Below are 18,213 nucleotides of genomic sequence, written 5' to 3'. Positions count from 1 at the left end.
AAGAAAGAGACTTAATAATGTTCGAACAAAACGTGACTTCTCCATTTATCACTAACCCTCATGTTCAGTCACACGAGAAACCGCAGCCATTGCGTGATGCAGTAAAAAAAGCTGTTCACCACTATTTAAAGCAGCTTAACGGTCAAGATGTGCAAGACGTTTACGACCTTGTTCTTTCAGAGCTAGAAGCGCCATTACTTGAAGAAGTGATGACATATACACGTGGTAACCAAACTCGTGCAGCAATTTTACTAGGTATCAACCGTGGTACTTTACGTAAAAAGCTTAAAAAATACGGCATGAACTAATATGCTGGCTGTGATTCACCACAGCTAATTATTAAAAAAGCACCCTAGGGTGCTTTTTTTATGCCCGTAATTTAATAGCCGAGTTGCAAAATGCTCACCCTCATTAACGCTTTATAAGTCGTTTTTTGAGTTGTAATCAGTTAAAATGCCCGCTTCTAAGCTAGCTCATTAACTGAGGAAATCAAACTACAATGGATACTCATCGTCCCATTCGTCGCGCACTATTAAGTGTGTCTGATAAAACCGGTATTGTTGAATTTGCCCGCGCACTAGAAGCGCAAGACGTTGATATATTATCAACTGGCGGCACATGTAAACTACTTGCTGATAATGGCATAAAAGTGACTGAAGTATCAGATCACACAGGCCACCCTGAAATCATGGATGGTCGTGTAAAAACACTTCACCCAAAAATTCACGGCGGCATATTAGCCCGTCGCGGACAAGATGAAAGCGTAATGGCAGATAACAACATTTCTGCTATCGACATAGTTGTAGTTAACTTATACCCCTTTGCGAATACAGTCGCTCAAGAAAACTGCAGCCTTGAAGATGCCATTGAAAATATTGATATTGGCGGCCCTACAATGGTTCGTGCAGCCGCTAAAAACCACAAAGACGTAACAATCGTGGTAAACGCGAGCGATTACGACCGTGTTATTAGCGAAATGCAAAACAACAATGGTTCAACAACGTACAAAACACGTTTTGATTTAGCGATTGCCGCTTACGAGCATACTGCACAATACGATGGCATGATTGCTAACTACTTCGGTAAAATGGTTCCTGATTACACCGAGGAAGCTGCTGTAGAGACTAAATTCCCACGTACTATCAATATGCAGTTCACTAAAAAGCAAGATATGCGCTACGGTGAAAACTCACATCAAGATGCAGCTTTTTATGTTGAAAGTGACATTGCTGAAGCATCAGTTGCAACAGCAACTCAATTGCAAGGTAAGGCCCTTTCGTTTAACAACATTGCAGATACTGATGCAGCACTTGAATGTGTTAAAGAATTTGACGTACCTGCGTGCGTAATTGTAAAGCACGCTAACCCGTGTGGTGTTTCAATTGGGGACAACATCCTCGAAGCATACGAGCGCGCTTTTAAAACAGACCCTACATCAGCATTTGGTGGCATTATTGCCTTTAACCGAGAGCTAGATGCAGCAACTGCACAAGCAATTGTTGACCGTCAGTTTGTTGAAGTAATTATTGCACCTAGTATTTCGGGCGACGCTGCAAAAATTGTTGAAGCTAAAAAGAACGTTCGTTTATTAGAATGTGGACAGTGGACAGGTAAAGCCGCTGGCCAAGATATTAAACGCGTTAATGGCGGTATTTTAGTTCAAGACCGCGATTTAGGCATGGTAACGCAAGGCGACTTAAAAGTTGTTTCTAAACGTCAACCTACAGAGCAAGAACTTAAAGATTTACTATTTTGCTGGAAAGTAGCTAAGTTTGTTAAATCAAACGCGATTGTTTATGCCCGTGACGGTATGACCATTGGTGTAGGCGCAGGCCAAATGAGCCGCGTATACTCAGCTAAAATTGCAGGCATAAAAGCAGCAGATGAAAACCTTGAAGTTAAAGGTTCAGTTATGGCGTCTGATGCGTTCTTCCCATTCCGTGATGGAATTGACGCTGCAGCAGCCGCTGGCATTACTGCGGTAATTCAGCCTGGTGGCTCAATGCGTGATGAAGAAGTGATTGCAGCTGCTGATGAAGCTGGCATGGCAATGGTGCTTACTGGTATGCGCCATTTCCGCCACTAATCACACAAAGGGTTAAACGTTGGTTTAACCCTTTTTGTTTGCTATAAATTCACGTATTCTGATTATTCAATAACCTATTTAAAATTATAATGTGAAGGAACAAACAATGAAATTTGCGCTAAAATCGCTACTTGTAGCCACACTAACGATGACATCGACTATGGCGCTTAGCCATAACCACGAATCGAGCCTAGAGCATGCACTTCAATCAAGCGAACGTAGCGCTAAAAACAGCGTTCGTGACGAATATCGTCACCCGGCTCAAACACTGGCATTTTTTGGCTTTAAACCAACTATGACAGTTGTTGAAATTGCGCCAGGCGGTGGTTGGTATAGTGAAATTTTAGCGCCAGCACTAAAAGAGCAAGGCACTTATTATGCCGCGCATTTTCCTGCTGATTCATCAGTTGGCTACTACCAACGCTCTCTTGCAGGCTTTGAACAAAAAGTAGCTGAAGATAAGCGCTTTAGTAGCGTTAAAATTACTGAGTTTGCACCTGTAACACATTTAGATATTGCGCCAGCTGGCAGTGCCGATATGGTTTTAACATTCCGTAATGTGCATAACTGGTACATGGGTAAAGATAAAAGCGGTGCATTAAGTGCATTCCAAGCTTTTTACAAAGCCCTTAAACCAGGTGGTACATTAGGTTTAGTTGAACACCGTTTAGCTGAAGAACGTGCTGACGAAGATCAAAAAACATCAGGTTATATGAAGCAGAGCTACGTAGTAGACCTTGCTAAACAAGCTGGGTTTGAATTAGTGGCAAGCAGTGAAATAAATGCAAATCCAAAAGATACAGCCGATCACCCTAAAGGTGTATGGACGCTACCACCAAGCTTAAGACTCGGCGAACAAGATGCTGACAAATACAAAGCCATTGGTGAAAGCGACCGCATGACGCTGAAATTTAAGAAACCGCTTTAAATAGGAATTTTCGCCATGAATGTTTTAGTCATTGGCAGCGGCGGCCGCGAACACGCACTTGCGTTTAAAGCCGCTCAAAACACCAAAGTAAATACTGTATTTGTAGCCCCTGGTAATGCGGGTACTGCACTTGAACCAAAACTTGAAAACGTAGCAATAAACGTTGACGATTTAGAGGGTTTACTTAGTTTTGCACAGCAAAATAAGGTAGAGCTTACTATTGTAGGTCCAGAAATACCGTTAGTACTGGGTGTTGTTGATAAGTTTCGTGAACATAACATGGCTATTTTTGGCCCAACGGCAGGCGCAGCCCAGCTTGAAGGCTCTAAATCGTTTACTAAAGATTTTTTAGCACGCCACAATATTCCATCAGGCGATTATCAAACGTTTGAACAGATTGACCCTGCCCTTGCTTATTTAAAAGAAAAAGGCGCGCCAATTGTTGTAAAAGCAGATGGTTTAGCTGCAGGTAAAGGCGTAATTGTAGCAATGACGGAAGCCGATGCCGAAGATGCTATTCGCGATATGCTTGCGGGTAATGCTTTTGGCGATGCGGGAAGTCGTGTTGTTATCGAAGAGTTTTTAGACGGTGAAGAAGCGTCTTTCATTGTAATGGTTGATGGCAAAAACGTATTACCATTTGCTACCAGTCAGGACCATAAACGCGCTTACAATGGCGATGCTGGTCCTAACACGGGTGGCATGGGTGCATACTCACCTGCGCCAGTTGTTACTGATGAAATCCACCAGCGTATTATGAACGAAGTGATCTACCCTACGGTAGAAGGCATGGCAAGCGAAGGCCATCCTTACACCGGCTTTTTATACGCAGGTTTGATGATTGACGAAACAGGTACCCCTAAAGTAATTGAGTACAACTGCCGATTTGGCGATCCTGAGACTCAACCAATGATGCTACGTTTACAATCAGACCTAGTTGAATTGATTGAAGCCGCTAACCGTGTAGAACTTGATAAAACAACGATTAAGTTTGACCCACGCGCAGCCGTTGGTGTTGTACTTGCAGCTAAAGGTTACCCTGGTGATTATCCTAAAGGTGACGCAATTTCGGGGCTACAAGTTGATTACCCTGCGGGTGAAAAAGTGTTTCATGCGGGTACTAAGCAAAGTGGCAATGACGTTGTAACCGCAGGCGGTCGCGTATTATGCGCAACAGCACTTGGTAATACCGTTACGCAAGCGCAGCAGCGCGCCTATGAGCTTGTTAAACAAATTAGCTGGGATGGTATGGAATATCGTACTGATATTGCTTACCGTGCTATTGCACGCGAGCAATAGCTTGTAATACCTATTCATTGGTATAACCAATTAATTTAACTAAAAAAGCGCAGTTTCCCTGCGCTTTTTTAGTGCTACACTAATTAAAAGGTTTTTTGAAAGTACACAAACGTTGGAACTAAGAACTTTACGTTATCATGCAATTGCTGTTGCCATACTGATCTTTATATTTTTTATAATCAGTACATTGGCATCAAACCTTGTCGTGCCTACACGATATACAATTGATAAAACGGCTCCAATGTACCTCGATTACGCCTACTACATTGACGAAACTAAAACTAAAACATTCGATACGATCATTAACCAACCTGAATTACTTACTCATCAACCATTTTCAGATGTTCCATGGAGTTTTAGCCAGCAAAACTATTGGTTGTTTCTTGATTTAGAAAATAAAAGCCTTAACAAGCAAAATGTTGTGGCACATTTTGACAACCCTATGGTCGATCACCTTACGGTTTACCGCCTCGATAAAAACAACAAACTAATTGAAACATACAAACTCGGCGATAAAGAAGAAGCCCTCTCTTTGTTTGAATACAGCGTACCGCATATTCGTTTTTTAGTAGAAAGAAAGTCGTCACAGCGCCTAGTAATGAAAATAGACACAATCGGCATAAGTAAAACACCTGTAAACTTATACCGTGATAAAGAGTTTATTGACTTAGTGCGCTCTCAAACTGGGATCTGGGGTATTTTTGTAGGCGTGCTATTGATGGCTGCGCTTTATAACTTGGTGCTTTATTTTGGCATAAAAGACCGTGTTTATTTAATTTATATTGGCTACATCGTCAGCGCTATTACGCTAATGGGGGCTGTATTAGGTTTTGGTTTTTATATATGGCCTAATCACTGGCAGCTCCTTATAAACGAACAAGTCGTATTTAGTAATTATGGTGTCGCTTTTTTCACCCTTTCTTTTTGCATCATGTTTTTACGCTACCATAAGGATAAATGCTGGCGCTACAAAATGAGCATCGCCCTACTTTGGCTTATGTTTATTCTTGCTGTATGTAGCTTATTTATTCCCGAGAACATAGCGGCTCCTATATTTTTTGGTGTGATGGCACTACTTTATATTACCTGTATTATTTTAATATATAACAAGTTACGTAGTGGTTTTAGGTGGGCTAAGTTTTATGTTTTTTCATGGGTACCACTAATAATTGGTGCGGTAATTCAACCTATGGAACTTACTGGAGTTTTACCGTATACCTTTACAACTCGCCATGCATTTTTAGTTGCGATTCTGTGTGAAGTTATTTTAATGGCAATGGCATTAGCAGACCGAGTAAGGTATCAGCGAGAGCGTGCGCTTTACCATGCCACGCACACACAACAAACAAGGTTACTTAATAGCTCTAAGCTAAAACAGGCATTTATGGCACTACAAAGTCAAAACCGCTCAACAACTTTATGCCTAATAAAAATACGTCACTTTAATTCGCTCAATACTATTATTACCTCTTCTCAGGGCTACACACTCATAAAGCATGTAGCCAAAGAGCTTGAATTAGAACTAAGCCATGAACGCGAATTTACAAACCTCGAAACAGATTTAAACACCAGCCCACGCTTAGCCGATTTGAGTAGTGGCGTATTTGCCTGTATTTCTACTAAAACACAAAACCAAGAAATGCTAGAAACATTATTAACAAAAATAATTAGTAGCCTGCCAAAACAATATGAAATTAAAGGACTAAACCTGCAGCTTAGCTACAGCATAGGTATTAGTAGTGCAGGTAAAAGTAACGATTTTGAATATTGGTTAAAACGTGGTTATTTAGCGCTTAAAAAAGCAAAAAGTAGCGCTAATCAAGTTGGGTCATCGTCAAACACAAATAACCTGATGATGGATGTTGCTTTAGCTGCTAAGTTGCAAAAAGCCATCCAAACCAATCAACTAGCGCTTTACTATCAACCTCAAATTAATTTATTCAGTAACCACGTAAGTGGCGCAGAAGCTTTATTGCGTTGGCCCGATCCAACTTACAGCAACTTATCAATTGAAGAATTAATAATACTTGCTGAGCACACAGGTATTATTAACGAGCTAACACTGTGGGTAATAGAGCAAGCCTGTAAAGACATAGTTGAGCTTACAAAAAATGGCTATAACGAGCACACAATTAGCGTAAATTTAAGTGCTAAAAACTTAACCATAAATAACTTAGCCGAAAAAGTAGAAAATATTTTAATTAAATACCAAGTGCCGGCACACTTACTTAAATTTGAACTAACCGAATCGGCCTTCGTAGATAGTCAAGATGCACTTATAAAGTTAGTTGATGAGTTAACCGCATTAGGTATTAAAGTGGTACTGGATGACTTTGGGACAGGCTACGCGTCACTTAGCTACTTAGTTAATTATCACTTTAGTGAGCTTAAAATAGATAAGTCATTTGTTTTTGATTTGCCTAATAACCCAACTCACCAAGTTATTGTACAAACAGCCATTGATATGGCGCATAACCTCAATTTATCAATAACAATTGAGGGGGTAGAAACCCAAGAAATCCATCACTTGCTCAAAGATATGAACGCTGATTCCGCCCAAGGTTATTTATACGCAAAAGCACTGCCTTACACCGACTATTTACACTTCTTAAAAAGCCAATATAGCTTAAAAATGTTAGACTCCTCTTTTTAACATCTTTAGGGGCCAAGTAAAGATGCAAGGCACACTGCGTAAACTAAAATCGAGCTTAACCGAACCAGTACAATATCACTTACCAGTAGGTGAGCACTTAGTAGACTTAAATGCATTTATAGGTAAGGAGCTTACGCTTACCTTTAGTGGCACTATTTTATGTTCTAACTGCGGTAAAAAAACCAAAAAAAGCTATTCTCAAGGTCACTGCTTTGTATGTATGCGCAAGCTTGCTAGTTGCGATATGTGTATTATGAAACCAGAAACCTGCCACTATGACCAAGGTACTTGCCGAGAGCCAGAATGGGGCGAAGCAAACTGCATGATCCCACACTATGTATATCTCGCTAACACCTCTGGGTTAAAAGTAGGTATTACCCGCCACACACAAATACCGACTCGTTGGGTTGATCAAGGCGCGACTCAAGCATTGCCTATTTTTAAAGTGCAAACTCGCCTGCAATCAGGTTTAGTGGAAGTTGCATTGGCTGAATTTATTGCCGACAAAACTAATTGGCGCAATATGTTAAAAGGTCAAAACGAAGCAATTGACTTAAAAGCAGCTGCAGCCGAACTGATCCCACAAATTAGTGAGAAGCTAAATGAGCTAAGTGAATTATTTGGTGCAACAGCAATAGAACAACTTGATGAAGATGTGGTTGATTTAGACTTCCCAGTAACCGAGTATCCTACAAAAATCAGCTCATTTAACTTTGACAAAGACCCTGTAGTAAGTGGTGTTTTACAAGGTATTAAAGGTCAGTACTTAATCTTTGAAAAAGGCGTTATTAATATACGTAAATTTACGTCTTATGAAGTAACCGTAGGCTAACGGGCCATGTTAAACAGCTACCCACAATTATTGGTTATTTATAATGAGCTTGAGATAGCCCATAACCAACAAGAGCAACAAGAGTGCTTGCACAGCGTTACGCAAAGTGAGCTAAGCGATGTGCGAGTACTTAACAAGCAAGGTGACTACCTTAATTTACAAGGCACTGTTTGCCCTAAATTGAATGGCGAGCAACTAGCACAGCTTGTTACAGCTTACTTATTAAATGAAGGGCAATGCTGCCTTGGTAAAATCAAAACCCTAAGTACTGCGCAGGCGTTTGATTTACTAGGGCTATAAACACTCTCTTTATTTAAACCTCAGTAAGCACTTTTATATGCGCTACAGCACTGCGACCTAAAGCTGATAGCGCATAGCCACCTTCTAAATACGAAATAACCCCTTTACAACCGCCCTCTTTAGCAACACCACATAGTTGCTCGGTAAGCCAAATATAGTCATCCTCTACAAACTTTAAGCTTGCCATATCATCTTCTAGGTGAGCATCGAACCCTGCGCTTATAAAAAGTAATTCAGGTTTAAACGCTTTTAATTTTGGTAGCCATTGCTGAGCAAACACCTCTTTTAAATCGTCGCCATTACTGGCAATTGGCAGAGGTGAATTAACTATATGACTATTATTTTTAACCGCTGTATTTGGATAAAACGGATACTGAAATAACGAACAAAGCAGTACATTTTCGTCATCAATAAAAATATCTTGCGTGCCATTACCGTGGTGTACATCAAAATCCGCAATAGCAATGCGCTTAACCCCTTTGCTTTGTGCGTACTTAACAGCAATAGCTAAGTTATTAAACACACAAAACCCAGATGATGAGTTTTTATTAGCGTGATGCCCTGGCGGGCGCACTGAGCAAAAAGCAGCATCGAGTTTATCGGCAAGTATTTCATCAACCGCTAACAATCCTGCACCTACTGCCCGCTCAATCGCTTTAAACGAATCGGGGCACAGCCACGTATCGCCATCTAAATTAGCGAGCCCTTCTGTTGGTAGCGTATTTTCTACGTGTTTAAGTAAAGCTTCATCGTGAGCAAGTAAATAATGCTCACGCTCGGCCTTGGGTGCTTGGAGGTGTGTTAAGCCAACATCTACGCCGCTGGCAAGTAATCTATCGGTTATGGCATCTAGACGTTCTGGGCACTCGGGGTGGTCGTCTATCATTTTATGCTTACGGCAATGAGGATGAGAAATAACAGCGGTACGCATAAAAAGTCCCTTACAAGGTGTAAAAACTTAATATAGCAAAGCCACCGATGGGTGGCTTTGCGACTTTGGTTTATATCAATACTTTAAATATCAATATTAGCTATTTTGCTTTTAAATGTAGGTTTCTAAAGTCAAAGCTAAAGTCGGTCACTTGTGTTGATACCACGCGCATTTTGGCACTGTTTACACGATTTTGTGAGCTCATTTCAAAACGAATAAACGCATCTGCTTCTAGTAATTTTTCATCCCACTTAACAATAAATGTATTACCGGTGTAATGCTCAAGAGTACCTTTCAAGCGTTTAGTGTGCGTAAAATCAATGCGTAATTTACCATCTAACTGCTCAATAATTACATCGCCGTACCAGTCATCGTGCAATGTTCCGGTGTAATTAATATTTGGTAATTGTGGTTGGTAGTCAGCGGGGGCTTCTGGTTTTGCATTAGCATACGCTTGTTGCTTGCCTTCAAAATGACTTTTAGCTAAATCTTCTACCCAGTCTTTATCTTCAAGTTCAAGTGCATCTTCAAGCACTTCATGGGTTACTGCCGAAAGTGCACCAAAAGCTTGTTGATTAGATAAAATAACAATACCGAGGTTTTTCTCAGGCAATAAAGTAACTTGCGATACCATTCCCAAAATACCACCGCCGTGACCTAGCTTTTTAAAGCCGTGGTAGTCTTCAATACTCCAGCCTAACCCATAACCCCTAAACTGCTGGTGATACGATTCAAACGCACTTTTAGACGCCATAGACGTAATATGCGGGTGCCACATTTGCGCTTGTTGCTTTTCACTAAATAGCTGCTCGCCACTTGGCATTTTACCGCCTGCTAATTGCGTACGAAGCCATTGGCTCATGTCGCTTACACTTGATGCAATGGCGCCTGCGCCTCTAAAGTCCTCAAGGTAGTTCACAAAAAATGGATGAAGCGTGCCATCCATAGGAATATGACCTGTCGCCCAGTTTTTATTACTTTTAGGAATACGTGAAAATCCCGCGCGTGAGTTATCCATATGCAGCGGCTGTAATATATTTTTTTCGATGTAATCGTTCCAGCTCATCCCCGCCACACGTGCAACCACTTCACCAGCGGTAACAAACATCAAGTTGTTATAAGCGTACTTACTACGAAAGCTGCTCGCTGGTTTTAAATACTGTAATCCCGCTAAAATTTCATCAACTGATTTATCGGTACTTGGCCAAATCATTAAATCTCCTTGCCCAAGCCCAAGCCCACTGCGATGACTTAATAAGTCACGAATACGCATTTCGCGTGTTACGTACGAATCGTGCAATCTAAACTCTGGTAAATGATCAATGACGCGGTCATCCCAGCTTAATTTACCTTCATCAACCAACTTTGCCAGTGCCGCAGTAGTGAATGCTTTTGTGTTTGAAGCAATACCAAATAAAGTGTCTTTGTTTACTTTTTTGTTGGTATCGAGATTAGTTACACCAAAGCCTTTAGCAAATATTACTTTATCGTTTTCAACAATGGCAACTGCCATACCGGGTACGTCAAAACGTGCCATTGACGCTTTAATTACGTCGTCAACTTTGTTGGTATCAACTTGTGCCCAGCTGCTAAACGTAGAGCCTGCTAATAGTGCAATTACGGCAAGTTTGGTTAATTTCATATCAATCCTATTTTATTATTTTTGATGAACTGCAAATTCAATTGCTGCGCGCTCTTGATTGGTGTCGCTTTTTTGTGCGCGATTTAATATGGCATCACTGTATTCTTTTGGTACGCCCGCTTCAAGTGAACCGCGATGAACGTGTTTTATGTACCAATCATATGGGAGTACATCGCTGTCATGGGTATTAGCTATATAACAATGTGCGGCTACAGTCTCACCCGTTAAAAGCGTTGGGGCTATATCTACACAATCGTAACCTACGCCCTCAATACCATCTAAAATAGCTTTTTCATCTTCATTGAGCTCATAAATAACGCCGTAAACCAGCGCGTCTTCTTTATCGCTTGGGCAAATACTGCACTTGCCTGAGCCATCTTTAAATAGCATATCAAAAGTTAGCTCATAACCTTTAAGTACCGCTGTTCCTACACGCTTTACATTCGGTAAGCGCGCTAGCAAACGATTAGATGACATATTAGAGCCAAACGAAAAATTATATAACGGCATTTTATCTCCTACACTTTTTAAATAAGTTAAATAACAACACGTACTGCAAGGGCAATTAAAATAACGCCAATTCCACGGTCAAACCAATAACCGCGTTGTTGGAAAAAACCCCTTACATTATTTCTAGAAAGTATCATTGAAAGCATTGAAAACCACGCCCACGTAGCCAATGCCATGTATACGCCGTAGCCTACCTGTATACTAGTAGGTGTTGTTGGGCTAATCACGAGTGTAAATAACGACATAAAAAATAACGTGGCTTTTGGGTTTAATGCATTTGTGAAAAAGCCTCGCCTAAAAGCAAGCCAAACAGGTTCTTCGACTACCGTTTTTATTTCTACATTGTCTTGATTACTTGTTGGTGGTTTTGCCGCTCTAAGCGCCTGCACACCTAAATAAGCTAAATAGGCACCAGCCACATATTTAAGCGCCATAAATAAGCTAGGTGACTGCGTTAAAATAAGCGCAACACCTAAAACGCAATAGGCAACGTGCAATAAAATAGCAGCGCCAACACCGGCACTTGTCCAGAGTGCATTGCGTCTACCTTGTTGCACACTCTGTTTGAGTACAACAGCAAAGTCAGGCCCAGGGCTTGCTACTGCAAAAAAATGAGCAATAACAATCAGTAAAAATTCATCTAAGTATTCCACGCAGGTCCTTGCTAGTTTGGCGAATAAGCTAATAACAGCGGGTTAGCCGAGTTACTTACCAACGCTTTAATTTCTTTTTGTGCTTTTTTAAACTGACCACGTAAATGCGGCTTTAAGTGTTTTTTAGACACTTTATCGCTTTTAAAGTAACTAATCAGGGCATGCATAAATACCGTATGCGTTTCACTTAACTTAGCTTCACGGTTAGCGTATGGGTTATAGCACGAGCCACAACCGCCTTTAAACTGATACACCGTGTTGCTCATCATCACACCAAACCCTAAAAAACAGGCAAGTGCATCTGCAGCTTGTGGTAAATACTCCCTACCACCTGGCGGTAACACCCCAACGTGATGAATAAGTATGGTGGCCAATGTACCCGCATAACTTGCCACTAAATCTTGTGGCTGATTAATCTGATTAGGATTAAAAGAGATACTGACCTTATGGCTTGGCGGCACAATTAAATGACTGCCTTTGCCACGTATTTCATCACTAAATTCAAAGTGCGGAAAAACTTGCGGTTGTAACTGCTGCGGTGCAACTAGTTGGATAGGCCATGCGTTCATACCCGCGTAATTAGTAACGCGGGTAAAAACATTACTCGCCATCTCTTCAATGCTCGATACCGAATCGGGGAAAAAAGTGGCCGTTGGCAGTATTATTTGAGTGTGCTTTGTAAAAAATTCAGCATCAAAGTTTTCTACAGCCCAAATAAATGTATCAATAAGCCATTGCTGTTCTTGCTGCTCTAATAATGGCTTTGATTTAAATAAAGCTAACATAGTGTGCTCTTTTAGATTTTAGTTTAGGTACCAGTTTAGTTTTTTTGTGTAAGCGCCCAATCCCACGCTTGAGTATTGTATAGCGGCACTGTTGATAGTGCATGGTGGTGGCTACCACTGGATTCTTTAGTTGAATACGATAAATACAATAAGGTACGGTTTTCAGCATCATAAATACGGCGTACTTTTAGTGATTTAAATAATATACTTTTAGATGATTTAAATATCACCTCACCTGATTTACTGCGGTCTATTTTTTGTAGTTGCTGCGCTGTAATAGGCCCTGTTTGACGACACGCTATAGACATATCTGACGGGTCAGAAAAGTCCAAATTAGCCTCTATATGACTAATATGACAAGTAACGCCTTCGAGGATTGGATCTTGCTGCGAATTAACTACAACATCTTTAGTTGTAAATAACCCAAGACTTACCGACGCAACATCATCAGAGCAAGCACTTAATGTAACAACAGCACCTGCAAGTAAAACTAAACGTTTAAATTTTTGTGGTAATTTCATACTTATCCTTAATTAATATATAAGTAACTTAGCACCTACGTTACTAAGCGAAGGTTCACCTGTATGTTTTTATACTAACATCAAAAATAAATACGACTAAATTAGTTTAAAGTAAAGATTTTAGATAGCTCAGGGTTTAGCGAACCCTGTTGTATTTGATACAATTAACTCTCGCCCATGCAGTAACTCATAATAGGAAACGCCTAAATGCCGCACATTATTATTGAACACTCAGAAGACCTCCCTGTATTACCACAAGTTCTCGTAGAAAAAATTCACAATACCGCCTTTGAAAGCGATTTATTTGAGTTAGAAACCATAAAAACGCGCGCTATTGCTTATCAGCAATATCAACTAGGCGCAGGAAAATCAGGGTTTATACATATTGCGGTACATATATTAGCTGGGCGCTCAATTGAACAAAAGCAAATGCTAAGCGAACTGCTACTTTCGTGCTTAAAAACATATTGCAGAGCATCAGACAGCCTAAGTGTAAATATTTACGATATTGAGCATGAAATATACCGTAAAAATTAGTTAACTCTTGTAGTTTTGAGCAATAAAAGTAATCGCTAATAAGTAAAAAGCCCCAACAGGGGCTTTTTTTGTATCCTGAAATCAGATGCAGCTCATTGTCATTTACAAAACAGAGCATGAATGACGTCCGATCTAACGCTGGAACTTAATAGTGCATTCGCACTATTTCAAATTTAAGAGAGCTTAGCTTAATCTATGGATTATCTTTATTTAAATTATATTTATTATTATGGGTAAAAAAAGAGTAATAAATTACACGATATTAAATTTATGTAGCTTTAAATAATTTGAGTAGGTATTTTTGGAAAGTTTGTAAAAGTGGTGGCCCCTCCCAGACTCGAACTGGGGACCTAACGATTATGAGTTGCAAAACAAGGACTTACTACGAGTTACTTTTAAATATAACTATTTACTAATTTTCATAGCTATATCATAGGGTTATTGAATAACCCCTACCTCTGATGCATAAATCATTATGTATTTCAGAACGTTAAATTTTACGTTCAAAGTAGCACAGAGGTAGCACCATATGTCAGACACAAAATTTCGCTTCACAGAATTGTCGCTTGAAAAGATAGAATCAAACGGTAAACGCACTCGCTATTATGACAATCTATTGTCAGGACTCATTTTAGATGTGAGCGTAGCAGGTAAGAAGTCATTTAGAGTTTATAAAAAAATACCAGGAAGAGACACCCCTATTAATGTCACCCTTGGGTACTTTCCATCAATTACACTTGATGATGCAAGGCGAATGGCTCGTAAAGTAATGGCAGATATTGCTGAGGGTATAAACCCGAACGACCTTAAGCGCCAATTTAGAGCAGCTTCAATTACCTTGAAAGAAGCCTTTGATTCATACATCGAATCTAGAGATCTTAAGCCTATAACTGAAAGAGGGTATCAACAAAAAATAGATTGCTACCTATCTGATTGGCATAACAAACGTCTAGCCGATATTAATCAAACAATGATTTTAAAGCGCCAACGAGAAATAACCTCAAGAAGTCCTGCTCAGGCAAATTATACCATGCGCCTAATGCGTGCTTTATTTAACTTTGCTAAAGCTGAATACAAATCTTCTGAAGGTCGCTCATTATTTCCAGAAAACCCTGTAGATGCACTTTCTGAAAAACGAAGCTGGAATAATGTAAAGCGTAAAACAACACGGCTGCGTCGTTCACAACTAAAACCTTTTGTAGATGCATTATATGAAGTTAGAAATGAAGCAGCTAAATATCGTCAAAATACTCGCGTTGGTTTTTGTGATTATCTGGAGTTTTTAACCTTTTCAGGCCTGAGAAGGTCTGAGCTACTGCAACTCCCATGGTCACAAGTACACCTTGAAGATAAAATATTCATTCTAGAAGATACAAAAAATGGCTTGGACGTCGAGTTTCCAATTACAGATCGATTAGCTGAGATATTTAATCGACGAAAAGAATACAAAGTATCTGATTATGTGTTTGGGACAAAAAGTAAAAAAGGCTACCTCACTGATCCTAAAAAGACGTTGAAACATGTATGCCAAATTGCAGGAGTAAAAATTACTTCGCATGATTTACGGCGCACATTTACATCAATGGCTGAGAGTAGCGGAGTATCAGGATACCTCCTGAAACGCCTTCTAAACCATATTACAGATAAAAGTGATGTAACTGCTGGCTATTTAATTTTAACGGCTGAGGAGCTCAAAGAGCCAGCAGAAAAAGTAACAGAAACGATAGCCAAATATGCAGGTTTGATTGAGCAAGAACCTGAGAACCAAATGGCTGAAATGAAAAGTCTGTTGGCAAGCTTAACTAAAGAACAAAAAGTTGAGTTGATGAGCACTTTATTAAGTTAAAGTGCAGCACTTTCACAGAGGGCATTTAGTGAAGGCTATCTAATTACAAGCTAATTGCCCACAGACTAAAACTCGCTAAAAGAATGTGAAAAATCGGTTTATTTTATTTATTTAATTACGTTTAAAGATTAGCACATGAAAAGTCATTTAAAAGCAAAAACTTAACACCAATTCCGGTAACCAAAGGTACGATGAAACTGTATTAAAAGTACGATACCCCGTATCAAAAGTACGTGTCTATCCATAATTAAAAATACGATACTGTGCTCCTTTGAATATTCTGGCTCTAGCTAAACTAAAAAGTGATTTGCACCTTGAATAATGGTACTTGAGAGAATAAGTCTTTACCTGAAATATATGATTTGGTTAACAAGGCTCCACATCGTCCATATGTATCATAAGCAAACTATAATGAATCTACTTAAGGCTTATTTCTTTAACCACCCATAACAACTAAGACAGACATAATGTAAAAACAGTGCCTCGTGAATCTTGCTTGAACAAGTTGTTAAGTATACTCATTGCGGGAATTAACTATATGTTTTATTATGAATTTAAATGAATTATTTAATGTACAGGGAAATGACTAATTTAACTTTAGATGATTTTTATGTCAGCCATATAGATAAAACAGAGCACAACGATATCAAGACATTGCCTTTGGTGCATACCTGTGACGGTCAACATTTTAGAGGAATCTTAGTCAGTAATAGGATTGCGCCTACACTTTGCCCTGTTTTTGATGAAGATTTAGCGTACTTTTTTTATGGTAGACCTTCTTATAGAGTAAACAATAAAGGAATGTCATCTTCAAGTATGAGTAACTTCCCAGTCTGTTTAGTTATAGAGCCCAATAATTTAAAGTATATAGATAATGTTTATCCATTTGATACAGGAGCTTATTCTGCTGACTTGTATAAAGATGCTATCAATCAAAATGCAAAGATTGCTGACTTTAAACTCAAATCAACATTTGATTTTATAAAGAAGTTTATCTCTCTTTTTTACGAAACTAATGAAAACTACTACTATGGTAAAATTCAGATAAACGAATCTGATATCCCAACCATGTCATTTGAATTACAGTCAATTTATAGCCTAGCAGCTAACAAATGCGCCACTATGACAGATGACAGATGTTCAGCAATTGAAGTTCAGAGTAAGGCTGGATTACAGCTTTCTCCAAGTGTAGTTAAAGCGGTAATTTTGCCTTCCTCTGTTTTAGATGACGAAATAGTATCTAACTACTTATATAATATGGGGATTGAAGGTATTTCTTATGAAACAATGAGGTGGGATCCTAGCGCGATAACACCACATATAATTACTGAATTGAATGAGTATTATAAACGAGAGAGGATATTAGCATGACAAAACGTTACAAACTGCTAGGCTATATTTCTCCTTTGAGCTCTAGCGCAGGCTTTATAACTCCTGTGTTTGAAAAAGACAGCATTCTCTACGCTCAAAAAATCAATGATGCTCACAAAGTCACCGGATTTGAAAAAATTCATATAGATAAATTAGATATTTACGATGATATGTGTGATGACTACGTAGGCATTGGCGACTATGCTATATACTCCACTCAGGATCGTAAATTAAAAATATCATCCGGTGATGTTAACTACATGAAAAGGTATTTTAAGCAAAATCTTCATGACTATATTGATTCACCATTTTTCTATAGATCTATAAGTGATTTCTGCCAGTACACTCTTCCAGAGTACAGTGGCTGTATAACAAATAAACATTATTTATTTAGAAAAGTCATCTCAAACCTTGTGCCTGCTTTTAATAAACATAATGATGTAAAGCTTAAGAAAATAGAAAACCCCTCAAATAAGTTTAATGTTTACTTTCAAGGAAGCAACTCTAATGATGTAACCATTCTTGAGTCTAAACACAAAAACCTCAGCTCACTTTACAAAAATTTCTTATTAACTGCTATTGAAAAAAATCATAGAATAAAAGAAGAAAAAACCGTTAGAGAAACTCTGGAACTAGATATTTCATCAGAAATTTTACCTTATTGGATCAATGAAAAAACCACAGATTATCGTACTATCCGTTCTTACCTAGTAACTTTATTAGATGAAAAGTACAAGAATCAAGAGGCTAAAAAGTTATGCGACACCTATCATATTGTCCCTAGTAAGCCTAAAACACCTCATGGAAACTTCTTGTACAATAAAGAGGAATTAGAATGGGTTAGTTCATTTAATAGTAAGAAGATATCTTACGAGAATTTATCCTTCGTTATATTTGTTACCTCTCTGATATCTAAGTCCGCGCGAGAAGATCTAGACAAGTAAACTTAGCTGCGACGTCAAAGTTACATGACTTATTAATACTCCTAACAATACAATAGAGATGGAGTAATTAACAGTATAGAGCTAATAACGCTTTAAAGATTAGCACCTTATCTCTTCTAAACCTATTAGCTGAAACTTAGTACTAATTTTCAGCTTCACCTTCCTCTAACTCTATTCCTAGCTCGTTAGCCTTTTCCTCAAATAAAGTACTACCTCCTGTGGTTGAATTAAAAATTAAAACATCTCTATCGGAGTTTTTCAAGTTAGTTGTCGCATCAAGTTAAATTTTATGCCGCCCGTACTTCTTCTTTTTTCTCTGGATTTAAATCTACTTCATTGATCATCGTCCAATCTCGAGACTTTCCTGACCAACGA

17 protein-coding genes are annotated in these 18,213 nt (G+C 39.0%); 11 read left to right on the top strand and 6 right to left on the bottom strand.

Translation table 11 applies throughout. The features are described 5' to 3' along the window. Positions 1-17: 17 nt before the first annotated feature. From fis to BW142_RS12070, 7 genes are all read left to right on the top strand, one after another. Positions 18-308, top strand: a complete 291-nt coding sequence (gene fis / locus BW142_RS12100; protein ID WP_002957804.1) for a DNA-binding transcriptional regulator Fis — start codon at positions 18-20, stop codon at positions 306-308. A 191-nt stretch (positions 309-499) separates the two neighbouring features. Further along, on the top strand, positions 500-2,086 hold the full coding sequence (gene purH, locus BW142_RS12095; RefSeq protein ID WP_076925017.1) for a bifunctional phosphoribosylaminoimidazolecarboxamide formyltransferase/IMP cyclohydrolase: 1,587 nt from the start codon (positions 500-502) through the stop codon (positions 2,084-2,086). 106 nt (positions 2,087-2,192) lie between these two features. Further along, a complete protein-coding gene (locus BW142_RS12090; RefSeq protein ID WP_024600158.1) occupies positions 2,193-3,014 on the top strand; it encodes a class I SAM-dependent methyltransferase in 822 nt (273 codons plus the stop codon). Positions 3,015-3,029: 15 nt separating this feature from the next. Beyond that, positions 3,030-4,313, top strand: a complete 1,284-nt coding sequence (gene purD, locus BW142_RS12085) for a phosphoribosylamine--glycine ligase (protein WP_076925016.1) — start codon at positions 3,030-3,032, stop codon at positions 4,311-4,313. A gap of 112 nt (positions 4,314-4,425) precedes the next feature. Continuing rightward, positions 4,426-6,966 (top strand): EAL domain-containing protein, encoded by a 2,541-nt coding sequence (locus tag BW142_RS12080; RefSeq protein WP_076925015.1) that lies wholly within the window; start codon positions 4,426-4,428, stop codon positions 6,964-6,966. Positions 6,967-6,988: 22 nt separating this feature from the next. Beyond that, positions 6,989-7,798: a DUF2797 domain-containing protein gene (locus BW142_RS12075; RefSeq protein ID WP_076925014.1), complete on the top strand. Its 810-nt coding sequence runs from the start codon at positions 6,989-6,991 to the stop codon at positions 7,796-7,798. A 6-nt stretch (positions 7,799-7,804) separates the two neighbouring features. Then, positions 7,805-8,098, top strand: coding sequence for a hypothetical protein (locus BW142_RS12070; RefSeq protein ID WP_002957811.1), 294 nt, complete (start codon positions 7,805-7,807; stop codon positions 8,096-8,098). A 13-nt stretch (positions 8,099-8,111) separates the two neighbouring features. On the opposite strand, the gene BW142_RS12065 is transcribed toward BW142_RS12070, so the two are convergent. The 6 genes from BW142_RS12065 to BW142_RS12040 all read right to left on the bottom strand — a co-directional run bounded on the left by BW142_RS12065 (position 8,112) and on the right by BW142_RS12040 (position 13,140). Next, complete coding sequence (locus BW142_RS12065) at positions 8,112-9,029, bottom strand: histone deacetylase family protein (protein ID WP_076925013.1); 918 nt, start codon at positions 9,027-9,029, stop codon at positions 8,112-8,114. A 100-nt stretch (positions 9,030-9,129) separates the two neighbouring features. Next, a complete protein-coding gene (locus BW142_RS12060) occupies positions 9,130-10,671 on the bottom strand; it encodes a serine hydrolase (RefSeq protein WP_076925012.1) in 1,542 nt (513 codons plus the stop codon). Positions 10,672-10,686: 15 nt separating this feature from the next. Next, on the bottom strand, positions 10,687-11,181 hold the full coding sequence (locus BW142_RS12055) for a gamma-glutamylcyclotransferase family protein (protein ID WP_076925011.1): 495 nt from the start codon (positions 11,179-11,181) through the stop codon (positions 10,687-10,689). A gap of 26 nt (positions 11,182-11,207) precedes the next feature. Further along, entirely contained in the window at positions 11,208-11,834 is a 627-nt protein-coding gene (locus BW142_RS12050) for a LysE family transporter (RefSeq protein ID WP_076925010.1), read from the bottom strand. Between the two features lie 11 nt (positions 11,835-11,845). Then, on the bottom strand, positions 11,846-12,619 hold the full coding sequence (locus BW142_RS12045; RefSeq protein ID WP_076925009.1) for a hypothetical protein: 774 nt from the start codon (positions 12,617-12,619) through the stop codon (positions 11,846-11,848). Between the two features lie 35 nt (positions 12,620-12,654). Then, positions 12,655-13,140, bottom strand: coding sequence for a CreA family protein (locus BW142_RS12040; protein ID WP_076925008.1), 486 nt, complete (start codon positions 13,138-13,140; stop codon positions 12,655-12,657). A gap of 207 nt (positions 13,141-13,347) precedes the next feature. Between BW142_RS12040 and BW142_RS12035 the strand changes: the two genes are divergently transcribed. The 4 genes from BW142_RS12035 to BW142_RS12020 all read left to right on the top strand — a co-directional run bounded on the left by BW142_RS12035 (position 13,348) and on the right by BW142_RS12020 (position 17,838). Further along, a complete protein-coding gene (locus tag BW142_RS12035) occupies positions 13,348-13,677 on the top strand; it encodes a 5-carboxymethyl-2-hydroxymuconate Delta-isomerase (protein WP_024590599.1) in 330 nt (109 codons plus the stop codon). Positions 13,678-14,206: 529 nt separating this feature from the next. Next, positions 14,207-15,523 carry a tyrosine-type recombinase/integrase gene (locus BW142_RS12030; RefSeq protein WP_076925007.1) on the top strand — a complete coding sequence of 439 codons (1,317 nt, stop codon included), beginning with the start codon at positions 14,207-14,209 and terminating at the stop codon, positions 15,521-15,523. Positions 15,524-16,105: 582 nt separating this feature from the next. Then, positions 16,106-16,894: a hypothetical protein gene (locus BW142_RS12025; RefSeq protein ID WP_171972329.1), complete on the top strand. Its 789-nt coding sequence runs from the start codon at positions 16,106-16,108 to the stop codon at positions 16,892-16,894. After that, complete coding sequence (locus BW142_RS12020) at positions 16,891-17,838, top strand: hypothetical protein (protein ID WP_076925005.1); 948 nt, start codon at positions 16,891-16,893, stop codon at positions 17,836-17,838. The genes BW142_RS12025 and BW142_RS12020 overlap by 4 nt, the downstream gene beginning before the upstream one ends. The last annotated feature ends 375 nt before the right edge of the window (positions 17,839-18,213 follow it).

Source organism: Pseudoalteromonas sp. EB27, assembly GCF_001974875.1.
In the GTDB taxonomy this organism is placed as follows: domain Bacteria; phylum Pseudomonadota; class Gammaproteobacteria; order Enterobacterales; family Alteromonadaceae; genus Pseudoalteromonas.
This window is presented reverse-complemented; position numbering and strand designations above follow the sequence as displayed.

Excerpts from the sequence above, each read along its gene's own strand:
- BW142_RS12030 (WP_076925007.1), top strand. The coding sequence starts at position 14,207 with ATGTCAGACACAAAATTTCGCTTCACAGAATTGTCGCTTGAAAAGATA.
- BW142_RS12025 (WP_171972329.1), top strand. The coding sequence starts at position 16,106 with ATGACTAATTTAACTTTAGATGATTTTTATGTCAGCCATATAGATAAA.
- BW142_RS12040 (WP_076925008.1), bottom strand. The coding sequence starts at position 13,140 with ATGAAATTACCACAAAAATTTAAACGTTTAGTTTTACTTGCAGGTGCT.
- fis (WP_002957804.1), top strand. The coding sequence starts at position 18 with ATGTTCGAACAAAACGTGACTTCTCCATTTATCACTAACCCTCATGTT.
- BW142_RS12065 (WP_076925013.1), bottom strand. The coding sequence starts at position 9,029 with ATGCGTACCGCTGTTATTTCTCATCCTCATTGCCGTAAGCATAAAATG.
- BW142_RS12060 (WP_076925012.1), bottom strand. The coding sequence starts at position 10,671 with ATGAAATTAACCAAACTTGCCGTAATTGCACTATTAGCAGGCTCTACG.
- BW142_RS12055 (WP_076925011.1), bottom strand. The coding sequence starts at position 11,181 with ATGCCGTTATATAATTTTTCGTTTGGCTCTAATATGTCATCTAATCGT.
- purD (WP_076925016.1), top strand. The coding sequence starts at position 3,030 with ATGAATGTTTTAGTCATTGGCAGCGGCGGCCGCGAACACGCACTTGCG.
- BW142_RS12035 (WP_024590599.1), top strand. The coding sequence starts at position 13,348 with ATGCCGCACATTATTATTGAACACTCAGAAGACCTCCCTGTATTACCA.
- BW142_RS12070 (WP_002957811.1), top strand. The coding sequence starts at position 7,805 with ATGTTAAACAGCTACCCACAATTATTGGTTATTTATAATGAGCTTGAG.
- BW142_RS12020 (WP_076925005.1), top strand. The coding sequence starts at position 16,891 with ATGACAAAACGTTACAAACTGCTAGGCTATATTTCTCCTTTGAGCTCT.
- BW142_RS12090 (WP_024600158.1), top strand. The coding sequence starts at position 2,193 with ATGAAATTTGCGCTAAAATCGCTACTTGTAGCCACACTAACGATGACA.
- BW142_RS12045 (WP_076925009.1), bottom strand. The coding sequence starts at position 12,619 with ATGTTAGCTTTATTTAAATCAAAGCCATTATTAGAGCAGCAAGAACAG.
- purH (WP_076925017.1), top strand. The coding sequence starts at position 500 with ATGGATACTCATCGTCCCATTCGTCGCGCACTATTAAGTGTGTCTGAT.
- BW142_RS12075 (WP_076925014.1), top strand. The coding sequence starts at position 6,989 with ATGCAAGGCACACTGCGTAAACTAAAATCGAGCTTAACCGAACCAGTA.